The sequence below is a fragment of the Nocardia sp. SYP-A9097 genome, assembly GCF_009649815.1.
GTDB lineage: Bacteria > Actinomycetota > Actinomycetes > Mycobacteriales > Mycobacteriaceae > Nocardia.
In genome coordinates, this window is sequence record NZ_WJIC01000029.1 from 60,018 (window position 1) to 80,635 (window position 20,618).

General features: G+C 64.4%; 24 protein-coding genes and 2 pseudogenes. 11 read left to right on the plus strand and 15 right to left on the minus strand.

Annotated features, from left to right (window positions below; translation table 11 throughout):
- The first annotated feature begins 97 nt into the window (after positions 1–97).
- Positions 98–499: a hypothetical protein gene (locus tag GFY24_RS34355; protein WP_153809279.1), complete on the plus strand. Its 402-nt coding sequence runs from the start codon at positions 98–100 to the stop codon at positions 497–499.
- Positions 500–574: 75 nt separating this feature from the next.
- Positions 575–805 (plus strand): hypothetical protein, encoded by a 231-nt coding sequence (locus GFY24_RS34360; RefSeq protein WP_153809280.1) that lies wholly within the window; start codon positions 575–577, stop codon positions 803–805.
- Positions 806–830: 25 nt separating this feature from the next.
- Here GFY24_RS34360 and GFY24_RS34365 read toward each other — a convergent pair whose 3' ends face one another.
- The 4 genes and pseudogenes from GFY24_RS34365 to GFY24_RS42535 form a co-directional block, all read right to left on the minus strand.
- Positions 831–1,379, minus strand: a complete 549-nt coding sequence (locus GFY24_RS34365; protein WP_153809281.1) for a hypothetical protein — start codon at positions 1,377–1,379, stop codon at positions 831–833.
- 158 nt (positions 1,380–1,537) lie between these two features.
- Positions 1,538–1,834: a gas vesicle protein GvpG gene (locus GFY24_RS34370; protein WP_228566931.1), complete on the minus strand. Its 297-nt coding sequence runs from the start codon at positions 1,832–1,834 to the stop codon at positions 1,538–1,540.
- Between the two features lie 296 nt (positions 1,835–2,130).
- Positions 2,131–2,346 (minus strand): annotated as a pseudogene (locus tag GFY24_RS34375) (GrpB family protein); the annotation flags it as partial.
- Between the two features lie 94 nt (positions 2,347–2,440).
- Positions 2,441–2,608, minus strand: a pseudogene (locus tag GFY24_RS42535) (IS630 family transposase); the annotation flags it as partial.
- A gap of 270 nt (positions 2,609–2,878) precedes the next feature.
- Between GFY24_RS42535 and GFY24_RS34380 the strand changes: the two are divergent.
- Both GFY24_RS34380 and GFY24_RS34385 read left to right on the plus strand, forming a co-directional pair.
- Positions 2,879–3,913 carry a catalase family peroxidase gene (locus tag GFY24_RS34380; protein WP_153809303.1) on the plus strand — a complete coding sequence of 345 codons (1,035 nt, stop codon included), beginning with the start codon at positions 2,879–2,881 and terminating at the stop codon, positions 3,911–3,913.
- On the plus strand, positions 3,903–4,469 hold the full coding sequence (locus GFY24_RS34385; RefSeq protein ID WP_153809283.1) for a cytochrome b: 567 nt from the start codon (positions 3,903–3,905) through the stop codon (positions 4,467–4,469). Before GFY24_RS34380 ends, GFY24_RS34385 begins: the two co-directional genes overlap by 11 nt.
- 48 nt (positions 4,470–4,517) lie before the next feature.
- On the opposite strand, the gene GFY24_RS34390 is transcribed toward GFY24_RS34385, so the two are convergent.
- Entirely contained in the window at positions 4,518–4,664 is a 147-nt protein-coding gene (locus GFY24_RS34390) for a hypothetical protein (RefSeq protein WP_153809284.1), read from the minus strand.
- A gap of 1,122 nt (positions 4,665–5,786) precedes the next feature.
- Here GFY24_RS34390 and GFY24_RS34395 point away from each other — a divergent pair.
- Both GFY24_RS34395 and GFY24_RS34400 read left to right on the plus strand, forming a co-directional pair.
- Positions 5,787–6,110, plus strand: a complete 324-nt coding sequence (locus tag GFY24_RS34395) for an RICIN domain-containing protein (protein WP_228566932.1) — start codon at positions 5,787–5,789, stop codon at positions 6,108–6,110.
- A 532-nt stretch (positions 6,111–6,642) separates the two neighbouring features.
- Positions 6,643–7,488, plus strand: coding sequence for a thioesterase family protein (locus GFY24_RS34400; protein ID WP_228566933.1), 846 nt, complete (start codon positions 6,643–6,645; stop codon positions 7,486–7,488).
- 323 nt (positions 7,489–7,811) lie between these two features.
- Here GFY24_RS34400 and GFY24_RS34405 read toward each other — a convergent pair whose 3' ends face one another.
- From GFY24_RS34405 to GFY24_RS42540, 4 genes are all read right to left on the minus strand, one after another.
- Positions 7,812–8,306, minus strand: coding sequence for a hypothetical protein (locus GFY24_RS34405; protein ID WP_153809286.1), 495 nt, complete (start codon positions 8,304–8,306; stop codon positions 7,812–7,814).
- 353 nt (positions 8,307–8,659) lie between these two features.
- A complete protein-coding gene (locus GFY24_RS43905; protein ID WP_228566942.1) occupies positions 8,660–9,640 on the minus strand; it encodes a transposase in 981 nt (326 codons plus the stop codon).
- Between the two features lie 388 nt (positions 9,641–10,028).
- Positions 10,029–10,325 carry a hypothetical protein gene (locus GFY24_RS34415; protein ID WP_194853133.1) on the minus strand — a complete coding sequence of 99 codons (297 nt, stop codon included), beginning with the start codon at positions 10,323–10,325 and terminating at the stop codon, positions 10,029–10,031.
- A gap of 401 nt (positions 10,326–10,726) precedes the next feature.
- On the minus strand, positions 10,727–11,242 hold the full coding sequence (locus GFY24_RS42540) for a transposase (RefSeq protein WP_228566934.1): 516 nt from the start codon (positions 11,240–11,242) through the stop codon (positions 10,727–10,729).
- A 211-nt stretch (positions 11,243–11,453) separates the two neighbouring features.
- On the opposite strand from GFY24_RS42540, the gene GFY24_RS34425 reads away from it, so the two are divergent.
- Positions 11,454–12,914, plus strand: a complete 1,461-nt coding sequence (locus GFY24_RS34425; RefSeq protein ID WP_194853134.1) for a class I adenylate-forming enzyme family protein — start codon at positions 11,454–11,456, stop codon at positions 12,912–12,914.
- On the opposite strand, the gene GFY24_RS34430 is transcribed toward GFY24_RS34425, so the two are convergent.
- Entirely contained in the window at positions 12,911–13,165 is a 255-nt protein-coding gene (locus tag GFY24_RS34430; RefSeq protein ID WP_153809290.1) for an acyl carrier protein, read from the minus strand. The two genes, GFY24_RS34425 and GFY24_RS34430, sit on opposite strands and share 4 nt — an antisense overlap.
- Before the next feature lie 82 nt (positions 13,166–13,247).
- Between GFY24_RS34430 and GFY24_RS34435 the strand changes: the two genes are divergently transcribed.
- Complete coding sequence (locus GFY24_RS34435; protein ID WP_153809291.1) at positions 13,248–14,528, plus strand: hypothetical protein; 1,281 nt, start codon at positions 13,248–13,250, stop codon at positions 14,526–14,528.
- A gap of 143 nt (positions 14,529–14,671) precedes the next feature.
- Here GFY24_RS34435 and menD read toward each other — a convergent pair whose 3' ends face one another.
- The 4 genes from menD to GFY24_RS43910 all read right to left on the minus strand — a co-directional run bounded on the left by menD (position 14,672) and on the right by GFY24_RS43910 (position 18,613).
- Positions 14,672–16,315: a 2-succinyl-5-enolpyruvyl-6-hydroxy-3-cyclohexene-1-carboxylic-acid synthase gene (menD, locus tag GFY24_RS34440; protein ID WP_309231666.1), complete on the minus strand. Its 1,644-nt coding sequence runs from the start codon at positions 16,313–16,315 to the stop codon at positions 14,672–14,674.
- A 12-nt stretch (positions 16,316–16,327) separates the two neighbouring features.
- Positions 16,328–17,137 carry an IS5 family transposase gene (locus tag GFY24_RS34445; RefSeq protein WP_309231667.1) on the minus strand — a complete coding sequence of 270 codons (810 nt, stop codon included), beginning with the start codon at positions 17,135–17,137 and terminating at the stop codon, positions 16,328–16,330.
- A gap of 270 nt (positions 17,138–17,407) precedes the next feature.
- Entirely contained in the window at positions 17,408–17,890 is a 483-nt protein-coding gene (locus GFY24_RS34450; protein ID WP_309231668.1) for an adenosine-specific kinase, read from the minus strand.
- A 408-nt stretch (positions 17,891–18,298) separates the two neighbouring features.
- Positions 18,299–18,613, minus strand: a complete 315-nt coding sequence (locus GFY24_RS43910; protein WP_375336139.1) for a hypothetical protein — start codon at positions 18,611–18,613, stop codon at positions 18,299–18,301.
- On the opposite strand from GFY24_RS43910, the gene GFY24_RS42545 reads away from it, so the two are divergent.
- On the plus strand, positions 18,592–18,762 hold the full coding sequence (locus GFY24_RS42545) for a hypothetical protein (RefSeq protein ID WP_153809292.1): 171 nt from the start codon (positions 18,592–18,594) through the stop codon (positions 18,760–18,762). The genes GFY24_RS43910 and GFY24_RS42545 overlap by 22 nt on opposite strands.
- 385 nt (positions 18,763–19,147) lie before the next feature.
- On the opposite strand, the gene GFY24_RS34460 is transcribed toward GFY24_RS42545, so the two are convergent.
- Positions 19,148–19,606: an SRPBCC family protein gene (locus GFY24_RS34460; protein ID WP_153809293.1), complete on the minus strand. Its 459-nt coding sequence runs from the start codon at positions 19,604–19,606 to the stop codon at positions 19,148–19,150.
- A gap of 299 nt (positions 19,607–19,905) precedes the next feature.
- Between GFY24_RS34460 and GFY24_RS34465 the strand changes: the two genes are divergently transcribed.
- On the plus strand, positions 19,906–20,052 hold the full coding sequence (locus GFY24_RS34465; protein ID WP_228566935.1) for a hypothetical protein: 147 nt from the start codon (positions 19,906–19,908) through the stop codon (positions 20,050–20,052).
- Positions 19,982–20,470, plus strand: coding sequence for a transposase (locus tag GFY24_RS43915; RefSeq protein WP_375336140.1), 489 nt, complete (start codon positions 19,982–19,984; stop codon positions 20,468–20,470). The genes GFY24_RS34465 and GFY24_RS43915 overlap by 71 nt, the downstream gene beginning before the upstream one ends.
- Positions 20,471–20,618: the final 148 nt, after the last annotated feature.

The following is a 20,618-nucleotide window of genomic DNA, read 5'->3' on the forward strand; positions in this document are numbered from 1 at the left end:
GCCCTCGAGAATTGAGGAGCCGGTCGGACACCGTCATTCGGCACGGTGAAGGCGACCATCCGAAAGGAATATCACGACCCCTCCAAGGAGACTCACCATGCTTGGTGACCAAGTCGGAGAAGTCACTGGTCAAGCGATCAGCACACGGGTTCTGGGAGATATCGGGCTCGGCCCGCGAACCGAGATAACCCACCATCAGGTGGGCACGCTCTGCGGCGTTCAGATCGACAGTACGGTGACCTACGTCGGCACGATGCGCCCCAACGGCACGCTCGCCGGTGAAGGCACCGGGTTCGTCGTCACCGCGAGCGGACAGACGGCCACGTTCCGGGGCACGGGCGTCGGCAGGTTCACCGGCCCCGGGACTGTCAGCTGGAGAGGCGCGGTCTTCTACGAGACCAGCGGTGAGGAACTGAGCCGTCTCAACGGGATCGCACTCGCGTTCGAGTACACCGTCCACGACGGCAAGTCCGAAGGCAAGCAGTTCGAGTGGAAGTAGAGCTGATGGTCGACCGCATCAGCCCACATACCGCGGCCGGCCCCCTTGGCTGAACACGTCAAGGGGTCGGTTCCTGTGGAAATCGGACGTCCCACCATATGCCCGCATCCCGCTACCCTGTTCTGCCACGCTCTGGGAGTTCTCGGCATCTACGGCTACGGCAGAATCGGGCGGACCGTCGCCGGATACGGCGCCGCCTTCGGCATGCCCGTCCTGTTCTGCGCTGGCACCGATTTCGGCATCAGCTGTGCGACCGTCTACAGCTACCTGCGCTCCCCGCTTGCCAGCGCCATGCTCATCCGCTGAACTACCCCTACCCCTACCCCTACCCCTACCCGGGCACGACGAGAGGGAACGGAACCGGGATCGCCTCTCCCGGCCTGTAGGCCTGGATGACGCGGAGATAGGTGGTGAGACCGGGCAGGTCGGTGAGGCGGGCTTGCCTGCGCGGGGCCCCGACGAGCAGCACTTCGACCTCACAGCCTGCAACGGTGTCGGCCGGCAGGGACCGATCCAACGTAACCACGACCGTCGTGACGGGTTCGAGCCCATGGTGCAGGTAGGCCAGGCCGGCGTCGGAGGGCTGGTAGCTGAAGGTGAGCACTTCCGGGCCGGAGCATTCCCGGATGAAACTCCAGCCACGGGCGGCGAGGGTGATGCCCAGTCCGGTGAACACCCGAATGTCGGCTGCGGTCATGGGGCGCCCGCACGCCGTGGCCAGAGCCTGCAGGACGCTGGCGGGTGGGTATCGGCGATGCCAGATCTCGGCTTGAATCACCGTGACCAGTCCGCTCTTCCGCCTGGGAGCGTTGGCGTGTGCGTCGCGTTCGTGCTGCCCTGCGCTTCGGCGTGCCGCCTTCTTGTTGTTGGCCCTGAACATGGACACTCATGCTCGCAGTTCAGCCACCCGACCCTGCGCGGACACGCCCACCCAGCTGCCACTGCAGCGGCCCGGGGTCGATGCCGGGACCATTAATCGCAGGCGAACCGATCACCTGTTTCCCTGATCATCATGGGTGTGCTTCAACGCGGTGAGGGTCATGGCCCGTCGCGCAGCATTCGGTGGAAGACTCGCTGCTGGGCTGCGGTCTTCTCCTGCTCCGACAACCCTCCCGCGGCGGCAGCCTCCGCGATCCGTTCGAGTTCCCTGCGGATAGCCGCCGGGTTCTGAGGTTCCTTCTGCACCGCCTGGTCCCGGACGGCTTCAGCAACCCGGACTACCCCTTTGATCACAGTCAGCGGCAGCGTGACGATCGGCCGGATCAACCCCACGGCTCGGCCTTCAACAGCTGTGCGCTCCCGGCACCGCAGCTGACCGGCCCCCTGCGCGACCATCGATCAACTCGACCACCGGTTCTCTCCTCACGACGTGAGCAGCGCCCGCCACAAAGCCTCAACCGCCGGCGGCCTGCCCCAACGCCGTGACGGCGGGCGGGCGCGTTCGGCCCGCGCCATCGACAGGAGCCGATCAGGCTCGACGGCGATCGCGGCGATCAGCTCGTCGCGGCCTGGGTCGTCCACCGCTTCAGCCCTACCCGCCACCCGCGGTGCTGTCCACCCCGGATTCCGAACACAACTCACATGGCTCACAACATCAGACACGCTCTACCAGGGCGAGGAGCTTGACAACCCTAGATAACGCGCGTGTAGTCGTCGTCGTCCGGATCTGCCGCGTGGCGCTGTGCGAGCGCCCGCTTGAGCGCGGCGTATCGGTCTGCCTCGTCCGGATGCGCACGCAGCCAGTCACGAACCAGGACAACGAATTCGGCGAATGGAGAATCGCTGCGGCGAATGTGCATGATGGCTGTCTGCCCGGGAGAATGGAAGAGCCGCTTGTCGAGCACCTCGGTGTTGCCCTGGTGATCCGGACGTGGCTGTCCCGGTACACCCCGGGCGAATCAGCGCGTGCACCCAACGCGGGTTCGAAACCCGTTGGCGCTTGTGTCGTGAGTCGTTAATTCGTTGGCAGTACGCGGCGAGAGTTTCGAGGATCTCGTCGGCGGTCTTGGTCCAGATGAAGGGTTTCAGGTCGGCGTTCCAGACGTTGATCCAGGCTTGGACGTCAGCCTCGAGTTCGACGACGCTGCGGTGGGTCGAGCGGCGCAGTTTGGGTGCCCACGCCGGCAAGTCGTGATCACCGCCGCATCGACCTGAGGCGCGCCGCCCGGCAAGCGGTACCAGACGATCGCGGTGATAGGTGAGCTGCTCCGGCATCGATATCAATGGCGCAGAGGCAGAAAGGCAAGGTGACGAGTGCAACGCGGCAATGATTCCAGCCATCGGGACGAGTCGGACTCGCAGCCCGACCATGGCGCCGATCCCGCACCGGATCGGTGGCTGAATAGGGCCACGCTCACCCGGCGAAGTGCACTGATCGGGATGACGACGGTGGCCGGTGTCGCCGCGGTGGACGTCGGTGCATTTGCCTTCGCGGGTGGCTGGCTGCGGCCCGACGCGCTGACACCTGCGCGGTTCGTCGACCGGTTCGAACACGCGTACGGGCGCCACGACGGTTTTCGGCGCAACCATGCCAAGGGCCTCAGTGCCAGCGGGACCTTCCAAAGCAACGGGGCCGGCACCGCGGTGTGCAAGGCGACCGTGTTCAAGGCCGGGACTGTTCCGGTGATCGGCCGGTTTTCGCTTTCCGGTGGACTGCCCGATCAGCCCGACAAACCGGACACGGTTCGCGGCCTGGCGCTGCTGTTCTCGCCGCCCGGCGACCAACAGTGGCGCACCGCGATGGTCAACATCCCGGTCTTCGTCGACAGCACGCCGCAGGGATTCTACGAACGACTGCTCGCCACAAAGCCGGTGCCGGCGACCGGCAAGCCCGATCCGCAGCTGATGGCTGCGTTTTTGGCCCGCCACCCCGAGTCCGCCGCCGCCATGAAGATCATCAACCAGTCCCCACCCAGTTCAGGATTCGCCGACAGCACCTTTCACGGGCTCAACGCGTTTCATTTCACCAGCGACAAGGGCGCCACCGCTTCCGTGCGCTGGGTGGCGGTTCCGCTACAAAACGGTCAGCCTGCGGGCACCGTGCCGTCGGCACAGAACGACTACCTGTTCGACGCCTTGATCGACGCGGTGGCGCGTGGGCCGCTGAGCTGGCGGTTGATCCTGATCATCGGCGGCCCCGGGGACCCGACCAACGATGCCACCAAGCCGTGGCCGGATTCACGGCCAACGATCGACGTCGGCACCATCACGATCAACGCCGTGCAGACCGAGGCCGCGGGAAACGCACGCGACATCAACTTCGACCCGACCGTGTTACCCGACGGCATCGCCGTATCCGACGATCCACTGCTGAGCGCGCGCTCTGCCGTCTATGCCCGCTCATTCACCCGCCGCGCCGCTGAGCCCAAGCGGCCCAGCGAGGTCGACATCGGCCAGGTGCGCGATGAGCGATAAGCCCGGCCGCTTCACCCTTCTTTCGAGACTGTTGCACTGGTCGATGGCGGCAATGGTCATCGCCCAACTACTCCTCGGTGTCACCATGGTGGCGTCGCTGAGCTACTATCCCCTGCTGCTGGCCATCCACCGACCTCTGGGCCTCACGATCCTCGTTTTCGCGGTGGTGCGGCTGGTGAATCGACTCACTCATCGGCCGCCGCCATTCCTTGCCACGATGAGCCGCCTGGAACGCAAGATCGCGACGTGGTCGGAATACCTGCTGTACGCGCTGCTGCTCGTGCAACCCCTGATCGGCTGGGCAATGCTCTCGGCGGCCCGCTACCCGATCACCCTCCACGGGTCGCTCCACCTTCCCGGTATCGCGCCGCACAACATCACCGTGTACGCCGTGCTGCGAATCGGCCACTCAATTCTCGCGTTCCTGATCTTTTCGACCTTTACCGCCCACATGAGTGCAGTCCTGTTTCATACCCTCGTGCTGCGCGACCGGCTCATCGACCGTATGTCACTGTGGCCGATGAAGTCTGCCGCCGCAGCGGATCACAAGGCCTGAGCTGGGCAGGATCACGGGGCAAAGATGTCCGCTCGCGCGGCAGTTGCACTAAATGAAGCCGATAGCGGCCAGCCCGTCGACGATCGGACCGGCCGTGTCGGTCAGCATCAGCCGCGAGGCGACCAGTACGCCGAGGACCACCGCGAGCGTCGCGACGGCAATGCCGACGCCCCGAAGGAATCGCCAGTCGAACATGTCGCCAGCCTAGTCTCGGGACCGGGTGCGACTGCGGCGGTCCGGCCGCGATGCCAATCGGTCGTAGTGTGGGGTTGAGCCACGGGCGGTCGATCCACTACCGCGACGCCGCCGCCGACCGGCGGCGTCCGCTACTCGGGCGACGCGACCGCTGTGAAGTGCTACGTTGGCCGCGCATTCTCGTTGAAACCGCCGCGCGTCGAGGACGCCTGGCGCTCCATACAGCACTGGACACCTGGTCAGCGACGTACGTAGCAGCACGGATCAGATCAAAACCGTAATTCGCGGCGGTTCACGGCATTTCGTGGCGGTTCTGGTACTGACGGCGTCGGACTTGAGGCCGGCACAGAACCGATTCCAGGGACGAGTTCGGGCGATTTGAATCGGGCAAGGCCATCAATCAACCCACGCTTGCCGCTTGCCGCACATAGGTTTATGCAAGGTCATGACCAGCGTTCAGTAAACACAACACAATTCGGTATACAGCTGGCATTCCTGGTTCCTAGTTCTGTTGCATGAGCCTATGACATTCATGCCCGGCACTGCCTTGTTTCTCTGCCATGACGGTTCCTTACTCGCGTAGGAGCGTGACGGATCAGCCACACCGGTGGATTGTCCCGTCACGGGACGGATCGACACTCGTTATCGGCCAAACTGAGACGAGAGTTATTTGTAGCAGCTAACTTTGGTTTCAGAGGTCTCGAGGAGCTGGTCGAGCGGTCGCTGACCTCAGCACAGATGCAACCCCTCTTCCCCGCCGATTCGGCACAGCTGACCGCAGCCCGGGTCGACTCCTCCCTTGTGGCACCGGACCGCGCTCAGACCGCCGCCCTCGGGCGAAGCCGGGAGCGAGCAGCGTGGGGGTAGGGAAGGGTGCTGCGGGTGGCCGACGATACGGTTTTCCACTACAGCTCGACAATCGCCGGATACGCTTGTCTGGGAAGGTGATCGGATAAGTTTCATAGTTTTCGCCAGAGCCTGGCCAAGGGCAACGCCTGGCACTTCGGAAGGACATGGACATGATCCTGCCTGGGAAAGATCACGTACTGAAAAACGCGAAAGCCGGGACCTGCCTGGAGCTCAGTGGCGAGGACGGCACAAGCGTCATCGGGTGGGAGTACCATGACGGCGCGAATCAGAAGTGGCGCCCGCAGATCGAAGACAAACCGGTGGACCCTCCAGAACGTGGAGACCGATAAATACCTCCGCCCTGCGGAAGGCCGGATTTCGGACGGATGTCGTGTCGTCGCAGGGAAAGATCCGTTCTGGTGGCACATCTTTTCTGACGAAGATGATTTGTCCAGTTTTCGCCTGTACGTTCCTGACCAAGCCACAGCCTTCAATGTCGAAGTAGCGGACCATGGAAACCCGCTGAATGGGACGCCTGTACAGCTGTGGGGTAAGTGGAGCGGCGCGAACCAGCGTTGGCGGATCGAACAGGTGTAAAAAGCAGTCGGGCGAGGAGGGCCAGCGGAGCCGATCCGCAATCGGATCGTGGCGAGAATGACCCTGCTGCGCTCGCGCCGCGAACCCCGATCGGGCGGAATCACTGCGCGGATCACGGTCCGCGCGGCCGAAGCCGCGCCGGACGTCGGATCTCGGTTCAGCTCTGCACATTTCGCGTACTCACCTGCTTGTCGTTTGCAGTACTAACCTGCGAGTCGTGCCGACCAGCCCGGCATGGTCGGGGATGACCGCTTTGATCCCTCTGCTACGCAACAAGTCTCGGCTGGCCGCCGAGGAGTGGCTTGTCTTCGCCGCTGATCACAGCGGTCAGGGATGGCTGTGGATATCTTGTCGTATTAGATCCGTTCGCCGAGTGCCCGCTCATGCCGCTGATCGCGCTGACCGAACGGCTACCGCGGCGCAATGGAAGATCAACGAGGCGAGGTCATCTCGGGCGTGGCATCGCACCATAATGCCGAGTTGAGCGCCTCGCGACTGATCTTCCAGCAGGAAATGAAACATGTTCTAATTAATGCGTTTTGATCAACAAGAGCAGGGGGCGATCTCGGGAATGTCGTTCTTTGTGGAGTGTGACGGGCAGTATCACGCGCGTGGACACGGGGTCAGCCAATGGTCATCGAATCAGGTGAACGGACCGGCGGTGTGTGGCCTGCTGGCGCGCCAGCTTGAAACGCATTGTCCCGCAGAGGGCGTCATGCCGGCACGGTTGACAGTCGACATGCTGCGCCCGGTACTCAACGAGCCAATCGCTGTGCACAGCACCGTTGTTCGGAAAGGCTCGCGCGTGATCCTCGCCGATGCCACCATCGTGCAGCAGGGCGAGCTCCGTGCACGGGCCAGTGCGGTATTCCTCGTTTCAGCCGCCTCTCCGCCTGGTGAGATATGGCAGCCGCAGTCGCCTCTACCGGTGCCGCAGGCTCGACTGATATCGCCGGATGGCGACCCGCCCTTGCTCAGGTGTGGCGAATCGGAGTGGACCGACAACCTGGCTGCAGGCCGGAACGCTGATCGCAAAGTGATGTGGCAGAACCTCATTCCCTTGATCGAGGGCGAAGCGATCTCCCCCTTTCAGCGAGCGGCTGCCATGGGGGATGCGACGAACTTTGTCTGCCACTGGGGTTCTGAGGGCATCGGGTTCATCAACACCGATCTGACCCTGACATTGTCACGGTTGCCCGAGGGGCCCGAGCTAGGACTTCAGGCTCAGGATCAGAGCACCAGCGGCGGTGTCGCTGTCGGCACAGCAACGCTGTACGACCGCAGCGGCCGACTGGGCACCTGCGTGGTGACAGCCGTCGCGGATGCTCGTCGGCCGCTATCAGTCGCACGCTCTGCGTCGGGCGCGCGGGCCGACTAGAACGTCCTAATCTGCCGCCGCGCGCGCTGACCGAACCGGCCAGCGCGCGCGGCGGAAGATCAAACAGCCATTGCAGATCCGAGGCCGGCCATTACCCGCAAATGCCGATTTCCGTGCATCTACGAAAGGTTCCGTTCGCGCGCATCCGCGGGCCTCGCCCCACGAGTCGAGTGGAGACGGCATGGCCGTATCCATACCGGCGATCTTCAAACGAGTTGTTCACCCGACCGGACCGGATCCCTACCACTCGTGCCCAGCGCGACCAGGCACGCCGCATTTCTTCTGAACGTTCCGCACACGATCTCGGTCGAACCGCCGCATGCTCAGCCCAGCGTGAACGTCGCGCGGCCCGCGATGTGCTCCAGATCCACATTCTGCGGATAGACCTCGGAGTACGTGTCGATCCACGCCTCCACCTTCCCGGCGCCCGGCCCCATGCCCATGCCGGTGATCACGTTGTCCGGCAGGCCTACCACCGTGGTGCCTTCGACGCGTTGTGACTGTCCACTGGTCAGGCCGGTGTCGACGTTCCGCCAATGCACGGTGACCTGGTAGGCCCCGCAGAACTCCCCGGTCTGCGTGATCTTCACCCGAACACCGAACACACCGGACTGCGGCTGCGCCACGGTCTCGGCATTGATGATCGCGGCACAGTTGGGACCCGGAACCCGTGTGAGGGTCGGGGTGAACTGGGCAACCGGATCGGTAGAGTTGGCACCGGCAGTCCCGGCGAGCCCGCTCCACGCGGCCACCATCGCCGCCGCGACCACACCCGTACGGAACGTGAACTGTTGTAGCGAAACGTTTTTCAGGGTCATGCCCGTCTGTCGTCCTGCGTACGGATGGCGTTATGCCTTCCCGAGCCCTCAATTTCAGGGGCTGGCCGACGCCCGGCGCGAGGTGAGGCCTTGGCGGCGGTGCGCATCGGTGATTACTCACGCCTGGTTGGACGAACGCACTGAAATCAGCGTAAGGCGTTTTGTGTCAAGCGGTTTGGTCGGTGCCCCGGCCTGTCGTCGTCCCGGCATAGCGGTAATGGGGTTGGTTCCCTGCAGCGTGTAATCGGGTTGAGTGACGACAGGTCGGGGCTGCCCAGGATTTCAGGCGAGATCACGAGGTGTCTCGATGCCGCGTAGGGCTCGCCCCGACCGACCGCTCGACGCGCCGCCGGTCAGGCGGCGGTCGAGATCTTGGTGGGTGTCGGATCGGTGCCGTGGCGGGCGATATGCGGGTCCCACCGTCGACCGGTGGTGACCACGGCGTGCAGGTGCCGCAGGATGGTCGCGGCGATCGCGGCCTGGGCTTGAGTGGGCGTGAGCCGGTTGACCTCTCGGCTGGTCAGGTGCCGGTAGCGGTCGCCGTAGACCGGGTTGGCCAGTTGGGTGCCCCACACGCCGCGCCAGGCCGCTAATCGTAGACCTGGACGGCCGTGGCCGGTGAGTTTGGCGCGGCCGGTGAAGGCGCCCGATTGGTTCTCCCGCGGTGCCAGACCAGCGTGTTTGACCACGGCTCGGGCGGTGGGAAACCGTGTGAGGTCACCGGTTTCGGCCAGGATCGCCGCGGCTCCGACCGCCGACAACCCGGCGATCGAGGTGACCAGGTCGGTCAATGCGAGTTCGTCGAGCACCCCGACCATGCGGGCTTCGGTGTCGGCCACGCGCCGCTGATCCTCGGCCCAGTCAGAGAGCAGCAGATCCACTTGTTCGAGCGCGCCGCGTCGGTGCGCGCGAACTCCGGCCGGATCTGTCAGTGCCGCAAACAGATTCCGGATGATCCGCAACGACGGTTTCTGACCGCCCGCACGGGTGATCTCTCGGCGAGCGGCCCGTTCCAGGCGCGGCAACCCGAGACGATGGGTGCGGTCCAGATCTCCGCCGTCGCGTTCGCAGATCACCCGCAACACCGCGACCCGGGTGCGGGAGCGGAACGGCTGGCGCGCGGTGTCCAGCGCGGCCGGCCACACGCATTCCAGCAACGCCCGGATCTGCTGGACCTGTGTCACCATGTCCACGATCAGCCGCGATCGGCGCGCTCCTAGATGCCGTAACCTGCCCCAGGATTCGTCCACCGGCTCGGGGATATAGCAGCGCGACTGCGCGGTGAGCCGGGCGATCAGCACCGCGTCCTTCTCGTCGGTCTTGTCGCTGGTCAGGTCCTCTGCGCGCCGCGACCAGCTCTACTGATGGCCCCGCCATATTGAAAGGCCGCGAGTTCCTCAGTGCGGCTGTCGGTTTTGCGGATATGCCGACCAGGAAGCACCCGTCCGCCGGGCGTGATCTTCGCTCCGGAGGAACCTTCTCTGCGCGCCAGCGGGGTGTACTCGCTACGGCGGCCATTCCTGCGATCGCGGCATCGAGCCGATCGCGCTGCGCCCTGGTCAGGATCGTCACCTCGATGGGTCGTTCAATAGCTCGCAGTTCATGCAAGGACTGCTGGTGTCCGTTGCCATTTGATCTGACGCAGAAAATGGGTCGTGAGCGGCCGTGCGCGAGATAGATGGCTTGACAACGGTCAATACTTCTCCGCCGCAGCGGATCTCGTCACCAACTCGGATCATAGAAACACGTAGCAACGACCCATTCATCTGGCCTGGCAAATGAAACAACGTCGAACTGCCTCGGCACCCCCGCCCAGCGCAACTCGACCGGCGCGACGATCGCTTGCTCCAGCAAAGCCATCACCAATGGACGCAAGCAGCGCGGATGCCGATATCCGGCCAGGCAGCGCAGATTCGCCGTCAGGACCGGATCCAATGCCCCGACCCGGAGGTAATCCCAGCCGACGAGACGGCTAGCGCGCTCCGTCACCTCGAACGCGGCAGCATCTTCGGGCTCCATGTACTCACGTCGAACCAGCTTGCGATCGGCCTCGTTGTCAAGAGCGGGCACCGTTGGGTGTAGTTGGTTTCATTGGTCCTCTGAGCTGTGGATACGTTGAATTCTCACCCCCATTTCGGCTGTAATATCGATTACTACCGTTGGCGCGTGCGAGCGTCGTTGGTCGATGTCAGTCATTAAATGGCGGGATTGATGACAAGCGGGCGACGGCTGACCAGCAACCATCGTGCCCGAGCGAAGGCCGCTACGTTTTGCAGGTCAGCTCGGAGTCGGCCGGTAGGCCACCCCATCACGCACACGGACGGGCCGTGCGATAACAAAAGTTGCACTAGTCCGGAACATCGCACACCGGAGGGCACCACCGCGAGCCGGTGTACTGGCTCACCGACGACGGCGTCCGGCTACATCGATACCTCTTGTGCCGCAGTGGTACCCCTGCGGCCCAACTTGAAGATACGGAGTGAGAACGTGACGTATACCGTCGGGGCCTGCGCGGTGAACGGTTGACCAGATCCGGTGCCGGCGTCGAACACGATCAGGATCTCGGGATCGCCGTCCCGGTGATGTCCCAGCCGGTGCAGGCGTACCACCAGGTCACGGACCTGTTCAGCGGTGACGGTGGTCAGGTCGTCGTCGCGGTGCAAGCGGCGGGCGTCCGGCAGGGCCGTCCAGCTGGTGCGGCCCGGTTCCAGCGCCGCGACGAACGAGTAGGGCCAGCCGGGAATCATCTGTGCCTGGCCTCGGCCGCGGGCGTAGACGTGACAGAAGCAGCGGTCGTCGCGGGTCGGAGCGTCGGGGCGCAGCCAGTTGCTGACATCGACGGCCAAGGTGATCCGGCCGTGGTCATCGCGTGGCGGCGGCAGTGCCGCCGCCACGGCTGTGCGCACCCGGTCCCCGTCGATGCCGCCGGCTGTCAATCCGCTGAGGTGCCCGACTTGATCGATGAACTGAGCCTCCTGGTCTCGCCGGTCCTTTTGGCGGCGGCACCCGGCTGTTCAATGGCAACCACGATAAGCTCAGACACCGGCGTTCTCCGCCTGACCTACAGGCGTGATCGCTGACGCCTTGTAGATGCCGCATCCCACTCCTATCCTTACGGGCAGAGGGGGCGGACCCTGCGGAGTAGAGATGATCTACGACAACCTGCTCGCGCTGACAGCGCGGGCACCGATCACCAGCGGATTGCGGCAGGGCGAAGCATTTACGCCCTACGCCGCTTTGGTCGAGCGGATCGGCCGACTCGCCGCCGGCTTTATCGAACGTGGCATCGAGAGCGGCGATCCCGTTGCCCTGCTGATTCCGAACTCACCCGATCTTTTCGTAACTGCCCACGCGCTCTTCGCCATCGGCGCCATCGCGATGCCGCTGGGCGAGACGGCCACGCGATCCGAACTTGCCACGCTCGCGCAAAAAACCGGACCCGAGGCCGTCATCTCAACTCCCGGCCTTGCCGCTGCTGCCGAGATGTTGATCACAGATGCAGCCCCCGGCATTCCCTTGTTCCTGACGAGTACCCTGCCCGAAGGAAGTGCTACCGCCCAGCTGCCGAAACTGCCAGGCGACACAACGGCGCTCTACCTCTTCTCGTCCGGCTCGACCGGGTTGCCCAAGGTGGTGCCGCACACCCATGCCGAGCTCATCGCTGATGGTGAACGAGCCAGCACAGCCTGGGACCTTCAGCCCGACGATATCGTCCTCGACATTCTACCGGGCAACTTCTCGTTGGGCTTCATAATGGGCGCTACGGAAGCCGTCGCCGGCGGTGCAACGACGCTCTACTGGAGCGATCCCCTGCCGCTGGCGCTTTCGCGCAAGAAGCTGCTCGACACCATGGTCCGCGAGCGCGTCACCTTCATGGGTGCCGTTCCGGCAATGTACGAAATCGTCGCCGGTCAGACCGGAAGTTTCGATCTCAGGCTGCGCCTGGCCTTCTCGGGCGGCGTCGCACTGAAGCGGCCGATCTTCGAAGCGGTGCGCGAACGCCTTGGTATCACACTTCGTCAGGATTACGGCTCGACCGAGGCGAGCATGCTCTCGCACAATAACTCCGCCGATCCCGACGCAAGCTGGGCCTCGGCTGGCAAGCCGGCGGGCGACGCCAGGGTCCGCATCGTTCCGTTCGACACCGAATTCGGCCCATCCGTCGGCGAAATGGAAGTAAGATCATCCTCGCTCATGCGAGGCTATCTCGGCGATGCCGTGGCCAATGCTCAGGCGTTCGATGAGGGCTGGTTCAGGACCGGCGATCTTGCCTCGCTCGATGAAGAAGGTCGCATCTTTATCCGTGGCCGCAGCAAGCTGCTGATCGAGGTATCCGGCTACAAGATCGACCCCATCGAGGTGGAGGAGACGCTCATGACCTTGCCCGCCGTCGCCGAAGCCGCAGTGGCGGGTCTCCCAGACCGGCGCAACGGCAATCGGCTGATCGCGTTTGTCGTCAAAGGAGCGGATGTGTCGGCCGATGAGTTGATCCGATATGCCCGCGAAAGGCTGTCGGTTCAGAAGGTCCCGGCCGAGATCGCGTTCATCGACGCACTGCCGCGCAGCCCGGCCGGCAAGGTGCTCCGCGCGCGGCTGCGCGAGCTTTAGGCGGGCTGAGCCGCTCGCTGCGAAACGTAGGCTGCCAAGTTCGCGGGCGATTCGAACAGGTCCGCCCGTATCTCCGTGTCAGGGATGCTGATCTTGAATCGCTTCTCGAGGAACTGCACCAGTTTTACCAGATTGATCGAGTCCAGCAGGCCGGCCTCAAGCAAAGGGGTCTCGCTATTGACCGGCGCTCCGCCGGTTTCAGCCACCATGGCGGAGATATACTCGATTATCGGTTGTTCGATATCGTTCATCACTTAAATCCCTTATGTAGTCAGCATACTAGCCAATTTCATCGCGACCTGAAATGGTATTCGAAAACATTGGGAGGACGGCTTGGGCGAAGCGCGCCCGCTGGGCGAACGGGAACAACTGCTCAACCATTTGCATGCCCGTGGCGGGCTGATCACCATGCAGGTGCTGCACGTGCGCGGCCGCCTCGATCCGGCGCTGGTGAAGCGCGCGCTCGCCTGGCTACAGACCCAGCATCCCATCCTTCGCGCTCATATCCGCTACGGCAAGATTGTCTGGCGACGCCTGCCGCCCTTCGCCTATCGCCAGAGCTGGTTCGACACCGAGGGCACAACGGAGATCCCGTTGAAGGTGCTCGACGACACCGCCCCAGACGCTTGGCGCAAGGTTTTTGCCTCTGGCATCCGCACACCGATCCCGAAGGGCAACCATCCGCGCCAGCGGATAACGCTAGTGCGGCAGTCGCCCGACGCCGACCTCAACCACATCGTCATCTGCGCCGATCACGCAACGCTCGACGCCCAGTCCGCGAACATGCTCGCTCGCCAGCTTCTCGAATTCCTCGCCGATCCAGCCATGGAGCAACTGAAACCGCCGCTCCACACCGCCCTGCCCCCGCCGGTCGAGGCCGGCCTGCCCAACAAGTCTGGCGGTGGCAAGAAGACCGCATATACGCTAGCCATTCGGCTGCCCAAGCAGACGGTACCCGATCCGAAGAAAGAAACGCGAGTACTGGAGCGTCACCTCAGGCCCATCACAACGGCAACGCTCGAGGATGCCGTCAAAGCCAACAGAACGACGCTTCACGGTGCGATAACGGCAGCCTTCCTGCTTGCCATGCGCGAGCGGTACGGGCTCGACGCCATGACCGTGTTGACCACGGTCGACCTCCGTCGCCTCAGTGAACTCGCGCTGCCGGACGAGACCTACGGTTGCTACGTCGACATCCTGCGTACCAAGCACCCGATAACCGACGACTTCTGGGCAACCGCCCGTGACGCCTCGTTCAAGCTGATCGCCGCGCTGGCCAAGGACCGGGAGTCCGCCTCGATCATGAAGTTTCCCGGATGGGAAGCGTATCGGAACGAAGTCGGCCCAACGATCCGGAACAACCGGCGCATGGACGGACTTGCTGTTACCACGGCAGGCGAGTCCGGCCTTCAGACCAGCTACGGCGCCTACACGCTCGAGGACGTCACCAGGGCCGTTTCGCTCGACATGTTCGGCCCGTCACTGTTTGTGATCGCCAACGAGCGGCTTGGTGGCCTCGACCTCAGCGTCGGGTACGCGGCAATTGCGATGAGCGAGGATGAGGTCGCCTGGCTCACCGACAACGCGGTGGACCGGCTCGAAAGTGCTGGATAAGAACGCCGCGCCGATCGCAGCACGCTCCGCGTCGTGGACAAGGTTCCGGAGGCCGACCTCGTCGAACAATCCATCCCGGTACCACTGGACGACGACTTCGACGCGTGCCCGCGCCCATCCGGACGCGGGCGAAGTAGCTCGACTCAGGGCGCGATCTTGGCGCGCACCGTCGCGTGCAGCTCGCGCAGGCTCGACCGCTCGGTGACCACCTCGAGCACCCGCGTGCCGTGTGCGTGCCCGGCCAACTCGACGGCCAGCTGCTCAGGATCGACCTGGCTGTGCGGAATGCGGTAGGCGGCGCACAGCGCGGCCAGATCCACGTCGTGCGGGGTGCCGAACACCCGCTCGAATACTCCGGCATACTGCGGGTCACCCTGTTCGAGCAGCTCGAAGATGCCGCCGCCGTCGTCATTGGCTACCACGATGGTCAGATCGGCCGGGCGGGGTTCGCCGGGCCCGATCAGCAGGCCGGACGCGTCGTGCAGGAAGGTCAGATCACCCAGCAGCGCGACGGTGCGGCCGTCGTGGTGCAGCGCCGCGCCGACAGCCGTGGACACGGTGCCGTCGATGCCCGCGACACCGCGGTTGGACAGCACCGTGATACCCGGCCGGGGGTAGGACACCAGGGCCGCGTCGCGCACCGGATTGGACGCGCCGAGCAGCAGCTGGTCGCCCTCGCGCAGCGAGTCCATCACCACCGCCGCCACGTGCAGGCCGGTCGGCTTCGGGTGCACGGCGAGTTCGGCCCGGATCACCTCGGTCGCCCTCGCGCTGAGCTCACGGCAATGCGCCAGCCACTCCGGGCGCGATGCGCCGGTGGCAATCACCCGGGTGCCGGTGCCGACCACATTGCCGGAGACATCGGGCCAGCGCGGCCCGGTGGTGACCGCGTAGACGGTGACGTTCGGATCGGCCAGCACCTTGGCCACCGGACGGTGCAGGGTCGGACGGCCGGTGATGATGGCCTGGCGCGGCTTCAGCAGCGGCAGCGCCAACGGGTGCAGCGCGGGGCCGTGCATGGGGGCGGTGGGTTCGGCGACGGTCGGCAGCTCGGACAGTTCCGGCCGGAGCCTGGCGCCGTGGCCGGAAATAACGACAGTGTCGGGGGTCAGGTCGATGTCGAGCGGCACATCGAGCGTCGCGTACTGGGTGAGCGTCCAGGCCCGTCCGCCCTCGCGTCCCTCGGGCGCGCACTCGCCGGGGGCGAGGTCGGGCACCAGCGGCTCGCGCAGCGGGATATCGAAATGCACCGGGCCCGCGTTGCCGGAGCGGGTGCCGCGGGCCGCGGCGAGCACCCGGCAGACCACCGAGCGCCACAGGCTGTTCTGGAGCCCGTACGGTGCGCAGTCGGCGGACGCGGATTCTTCCTCGGCGAGGCCGAGGCTGATGGTGGTGCGGACCTGACTGCCGAACATACCGAGCTGTTCCACGGTCTGGTTGGCGCCGGAGCCGAGCATCTCGTAGGGCCGATTGGCGCTGAGCACCACCAGCGGCACCCGCGCGTAGTTGGCCTCCAGCACCGCGGGACCGAGGTTGGCCACCGCGGTCCCCGAGGTCATCACGACGGGTACCGGTAGCCGACTGGCTACCGCCAGCCCGACCGCGAGGAAGCCCGCGGTCCGTTCGTCGATGCGCATGTGCAGTCGCAGTCGGCCCGCCGCATCCGCCGCCTGCACAGCGAAGGCCAGCGGCGCGTTCCGGGAACCGGGACACAGAACAACGTCCCGGACACCCCCACGCGCGAGTTCGTCGACGACCACGTGCGCCTGTGCTGTGGACGGATTCACGACTCCAGCCTCTCAGGCAATCATCTCGGTTTGATTGCTGAGTCGTCGCCAGCAGATGAGTGCGGTGGCGAGGTCGAGGAATCCGTGGTGGATATCGGTGCGTCTTTCCCATCGGATCGCCAGGCGCCGGTATTGGTGGAGCAGGGCCAGGGATTGCTCGACGATCCATCGTCCGGCGGTGACCTTGTCGCGGGTGCCGCGGCGCGGGATGTAGCCGGTGATGCGGCGTTGCCGCAGCTCGCAATACACGCTCGGATAGTCGTAGCCCTTGTCGGCGATCGCAGTGGTTATCCGGTGCCGGGGCCGGCCCGCACGCCCGCGCAGAGGTTGCACCCGGTCGAGCAGTGTGGGCAGCAGCAGGTGGTCGTTGACGTTGGCCGCCGACAACGCGACCGCGAGCGGGAACCCGTTGCCGCAGGTCAGAATGTGGTGTTTCGAGCCGGTCTCGGCGCGGTCGACCGGACTGGGACCGGTTGCGGCGCCCCTATTTTCGCCCGCACATGCGAGCCGTCGACCATAACCCGGTCGAAGTCGATCAAGCCGGCGGCGTGACAGCGGGCGAGCACGCCCGTGATATATCTGCTCGAACACCCCCGCCGCCTGCCAGTCCCGTAACCTGCGCCAGCACGTCATTCCGGATCCAAAGCCCAGCTCCTGAGGCAGGTCTTCCCACCCGATCCCGGTGATCAACACGAACAGAATTCCCTGCAGCACAAGCCGATTGTCCATCTGAGCAGGCCCCGGAGTTCCCGCCGATTTCACCGGTAGTAGCGGTTCGATAACCGCCCACAATCGGTCGTCCACGATCCATGGTGCTGCCACAGCGAAACATCCCGCACTGCAACGGGACTCACCGCCAGCCGACCGAACCTGTTAGGAGCTCTAAGAGCTGCATTTCAGGCGCACCACACTAGACGACTGTTGAATAGGTGCCGACAGACCCGGGAAGGTCCCCCACCGAAACCATGGGCTCCCCGATACGCGAAATAGATTGGTGCAGTTGCCAATTGCGTTGCCGGACAATCCGGAAATGCACTCGAACGTCTGGCAACGAATCGCCGGCGTCCGTCGAACGACGGTCGTCGCGGGCTTCTACAACTTGTAGCCGATCTGGCGCAGTAACTGTCGACGGTCTGCCTGGTCGTCAGCATTTTCCACGCCCAGCGGTGCGGACCCGTCGACCACTCCGACAATTCCCCGACCCAGCTCGGTCTGAGCAATCAACACGTCCACGGGATTGGCTGTAGCACAGAAGATTCCGCAGACTTCCGGGACGTGCTTAATCGCATTGAGCACATTGACCGGGTATCCCTCGCGTAGGAAGACGATGAACGAGTGTCCCGCTCCGACTGCGACTGCGTTCTTCGTGGCGAGCTCGATCAGATCGTCGTCGTTGCCGGAGTGGCGAACCAGGCATGGCCCGGATGCCTCGCAGAATGCCAGCCCGAACCGTAGATAGGAACTGACCCCGACCAACGCCTCGTGCAGGTCCTCTACGGTTTTGATGAAGTGGGCCTGTCCGATGATGACGTTGAGATCGTCCGGTTTGTCGATACGCACGGCTGTCAACTCCACAGCAACATTCTGCGCCTCACCGATGTGGATTCACAGCACTTTGGCACCGATTTGCTCGCGCAGCATCAATGAGCCGAGATACGGCCATATTCAGGGGCCCACGGGTATTGACTGAAGGCAGATCAAGAGGAGACTGGACCTATACTGGAACACCGGAAAAAGAGCCGCACTGTCGGCGGAGACGTCTGTCGACTCTGTGACGTTCTTCCAGGATCTAGCTAAGCCCCCGGCAAGCCAATCGAATACCTGAGTTGTCAGCGACGACTGAGGCTCATGGTTTCGATGGAGACTACCGGGGACTGTTCTGTGTGGGGGCGTTTGCAGCAGGTCGCTTCCCCACCTACCAGCGACAGGCCTCGGGATAGTGGTCTGCGGATTCAAGACAGATCAAGCTCGGTCCACGAATGTTCAGCGGGGTTCGGACCAGGTGCGTATGTCGCCCAGGGTAACGGGCATCGGGTCGGAGACATCGATCGTGAATCGGAATATCTTTCGGGCGCGGCGGCTGTTTTCGGGGTCGAAGAAGCGGAGTTCGACGTCCCAGCAGTCGCTGCCCAGGCGGCAGAACTGGCTTTTATCGATGGTGTCCAGGGACATTCCGGCGGCGATGGCGGCGGTGATGGTATGGGTGGCTTGAAAGGTGTTGGTGGCGGCGAAGTTAGGGCCCGGTCGCGCGAGGCCCGACCGGGGTTGGGTAGGTCGTGGTACACCTTCGTCAGGAATTCACGCAGGCCGCGGCGGATGTCGGCGGGGTCGGCATTGCCGGGCAGGGATGCGACGGCGGCGACCGCACTGTCGAGGAGGGTAGTGATCTGCCAACCGTAGAGGCCGCAGATCTGGTCGACTTCGACCACCGGAATCTGCTGTCCTGAAAACAGTTTCACGATGCGGTCGGTGCGGCACCCTTTCCCGGTGGCGGCACAAGAACAGAGGAAGACCTCACACTCGTCGCCGACATCACCGGCCGAGCTCGTCTCGGCGAGCAACCGTTCGGAAAAGCGCATCGCCGGTACAGAGTCAGCATCCGGTCTCAGGCCAAGCAGGTGCGCTCGCGGAAGCGAGGCGCCAGGGGCATCCTGCTGAGTCCCGTTACCAATGGCGGCATGGTCTCCTTGGATTGGTCGGGTGACACTCGAGTTGGTCACCGTTGGGCATCCTGGAGGGCCCCGTCGCCGATACGGCTGCGGACCGATCTCGACGCGATTCTCCGGTCCGACTCGGCTTCGCCGACCGGGGCGGTTCCGTCGGCCGGGTGTTTCAGGTCTGGTTGGTTCCGTTGGTACGGGCCTCGACGGCCTCGACTGTCTTGTGGAATGCGTTTCGCAGGACGCCCTGGCCGACGGTGCCGACCACGGCTCCGACCGCGCGGCCCTTGAGGTTCTTGCCCTCGCGCACCACCGTGACATCGATATCGGTCTTGCCGTCGGCGCGGGGCGTGAGGGTGTAGGTGTGGCCCGAGTGGCCACCCCACAGATTGGAATCGGTGGTCGTCATAACGACGCGGCGGGGGTTGGACCAGTCGTAGTGCAGGCGTTCCCAGATACCGCGTGATCCCTCCGTGACGTCGGCTTCGGTGGGGCCGCGGTGGTGCACCTCAAGGTATTCGTCGGTGCTGTTCCCGAACAATTGCTCGCGGTCGGGTCCGAAGTCGGTGAGCGCCGCGAGGAACTCTTCGGGTGTCGCGGTCGTCGTCTCGGTGAAGTGGAGAGTGGGCATGGGTTCACCCTTCGACATGAATCGTGAATGGTCGTGGTCGCGACAAACCGACGATGGCGTGCGCGCCCATGGTGCGTGCCAGTGAATATGCACATCGCTACGGTGGATCGCGGGCAACGTACCAATCCAACAAAGTCTAGAGCCGATGGCGCGGGACGAGAACCCGATCCAGGTCTCTGATATGGAACCGCTATTTTCCGGGTCAGTGCCCTGTAGCCGAGTAACGATGTGCTGTGATCAAACCCTTGCGGATCGCGCGGTCAACTTGCCGCCGTCGTTCTATTCGTATTCGTAACCGTGTGGCGCAAAAGGTCTCCAAAGCAGCCGCCACGCAGGACCACGCTTTTGTAGGGCCGCAGCCGAGCACCGGTCTCGATCGCCTCGCCCGCTACCGGCTCAACACCCTGGCAGGTCTCGGCATGGTCGACGAGGGCAACCCGGGGTAGTCCTGATCGAAGTCGCCCGAGCGGCTCACCGGCTCCCAGCAAGCGGGCGCCGCGCCGGTGCCGGGTTACAGGCCCGCGCGGTGGAGAAACTCGCCGAGGTCGACGCCGAGCTGACCGCGTTGCGCGACACTGGTTCGAGAAGATCGCACTGATCTGGGCCGACGGCGCCTACGCCGGCAAGCTCGTGACCTGGGCCCAACACACACTTGGTTACACCATCGAGATCGTCAAACGCAGCGACGGCGCCACCGGTTTCGAAGTCATCCCGCGCAGGTGGGTGGTCGAGCGCACACTGGCGTGGATCTTCCAGCACCGCCGCTGTGTTCGCGACTACGAACGCCTGCCCGAACACCACGGAGCCAAGGTCCAGTGGGCCATGATCATCCTGATGCGACGCCGCCTCGCCCGCACTAAATGATCAGTTCATACACGGGCACTAAGTGCCTGTCCGCCAACTGATCATTTCCGTTGGCGGGCGAGGCGGCGGGACATCAGCATGATCATCGACCAGGTGACCATGGCTTCGTGGTGGTCGGGCAGGCGTTCGTAGTCACGGACGCAGCGTC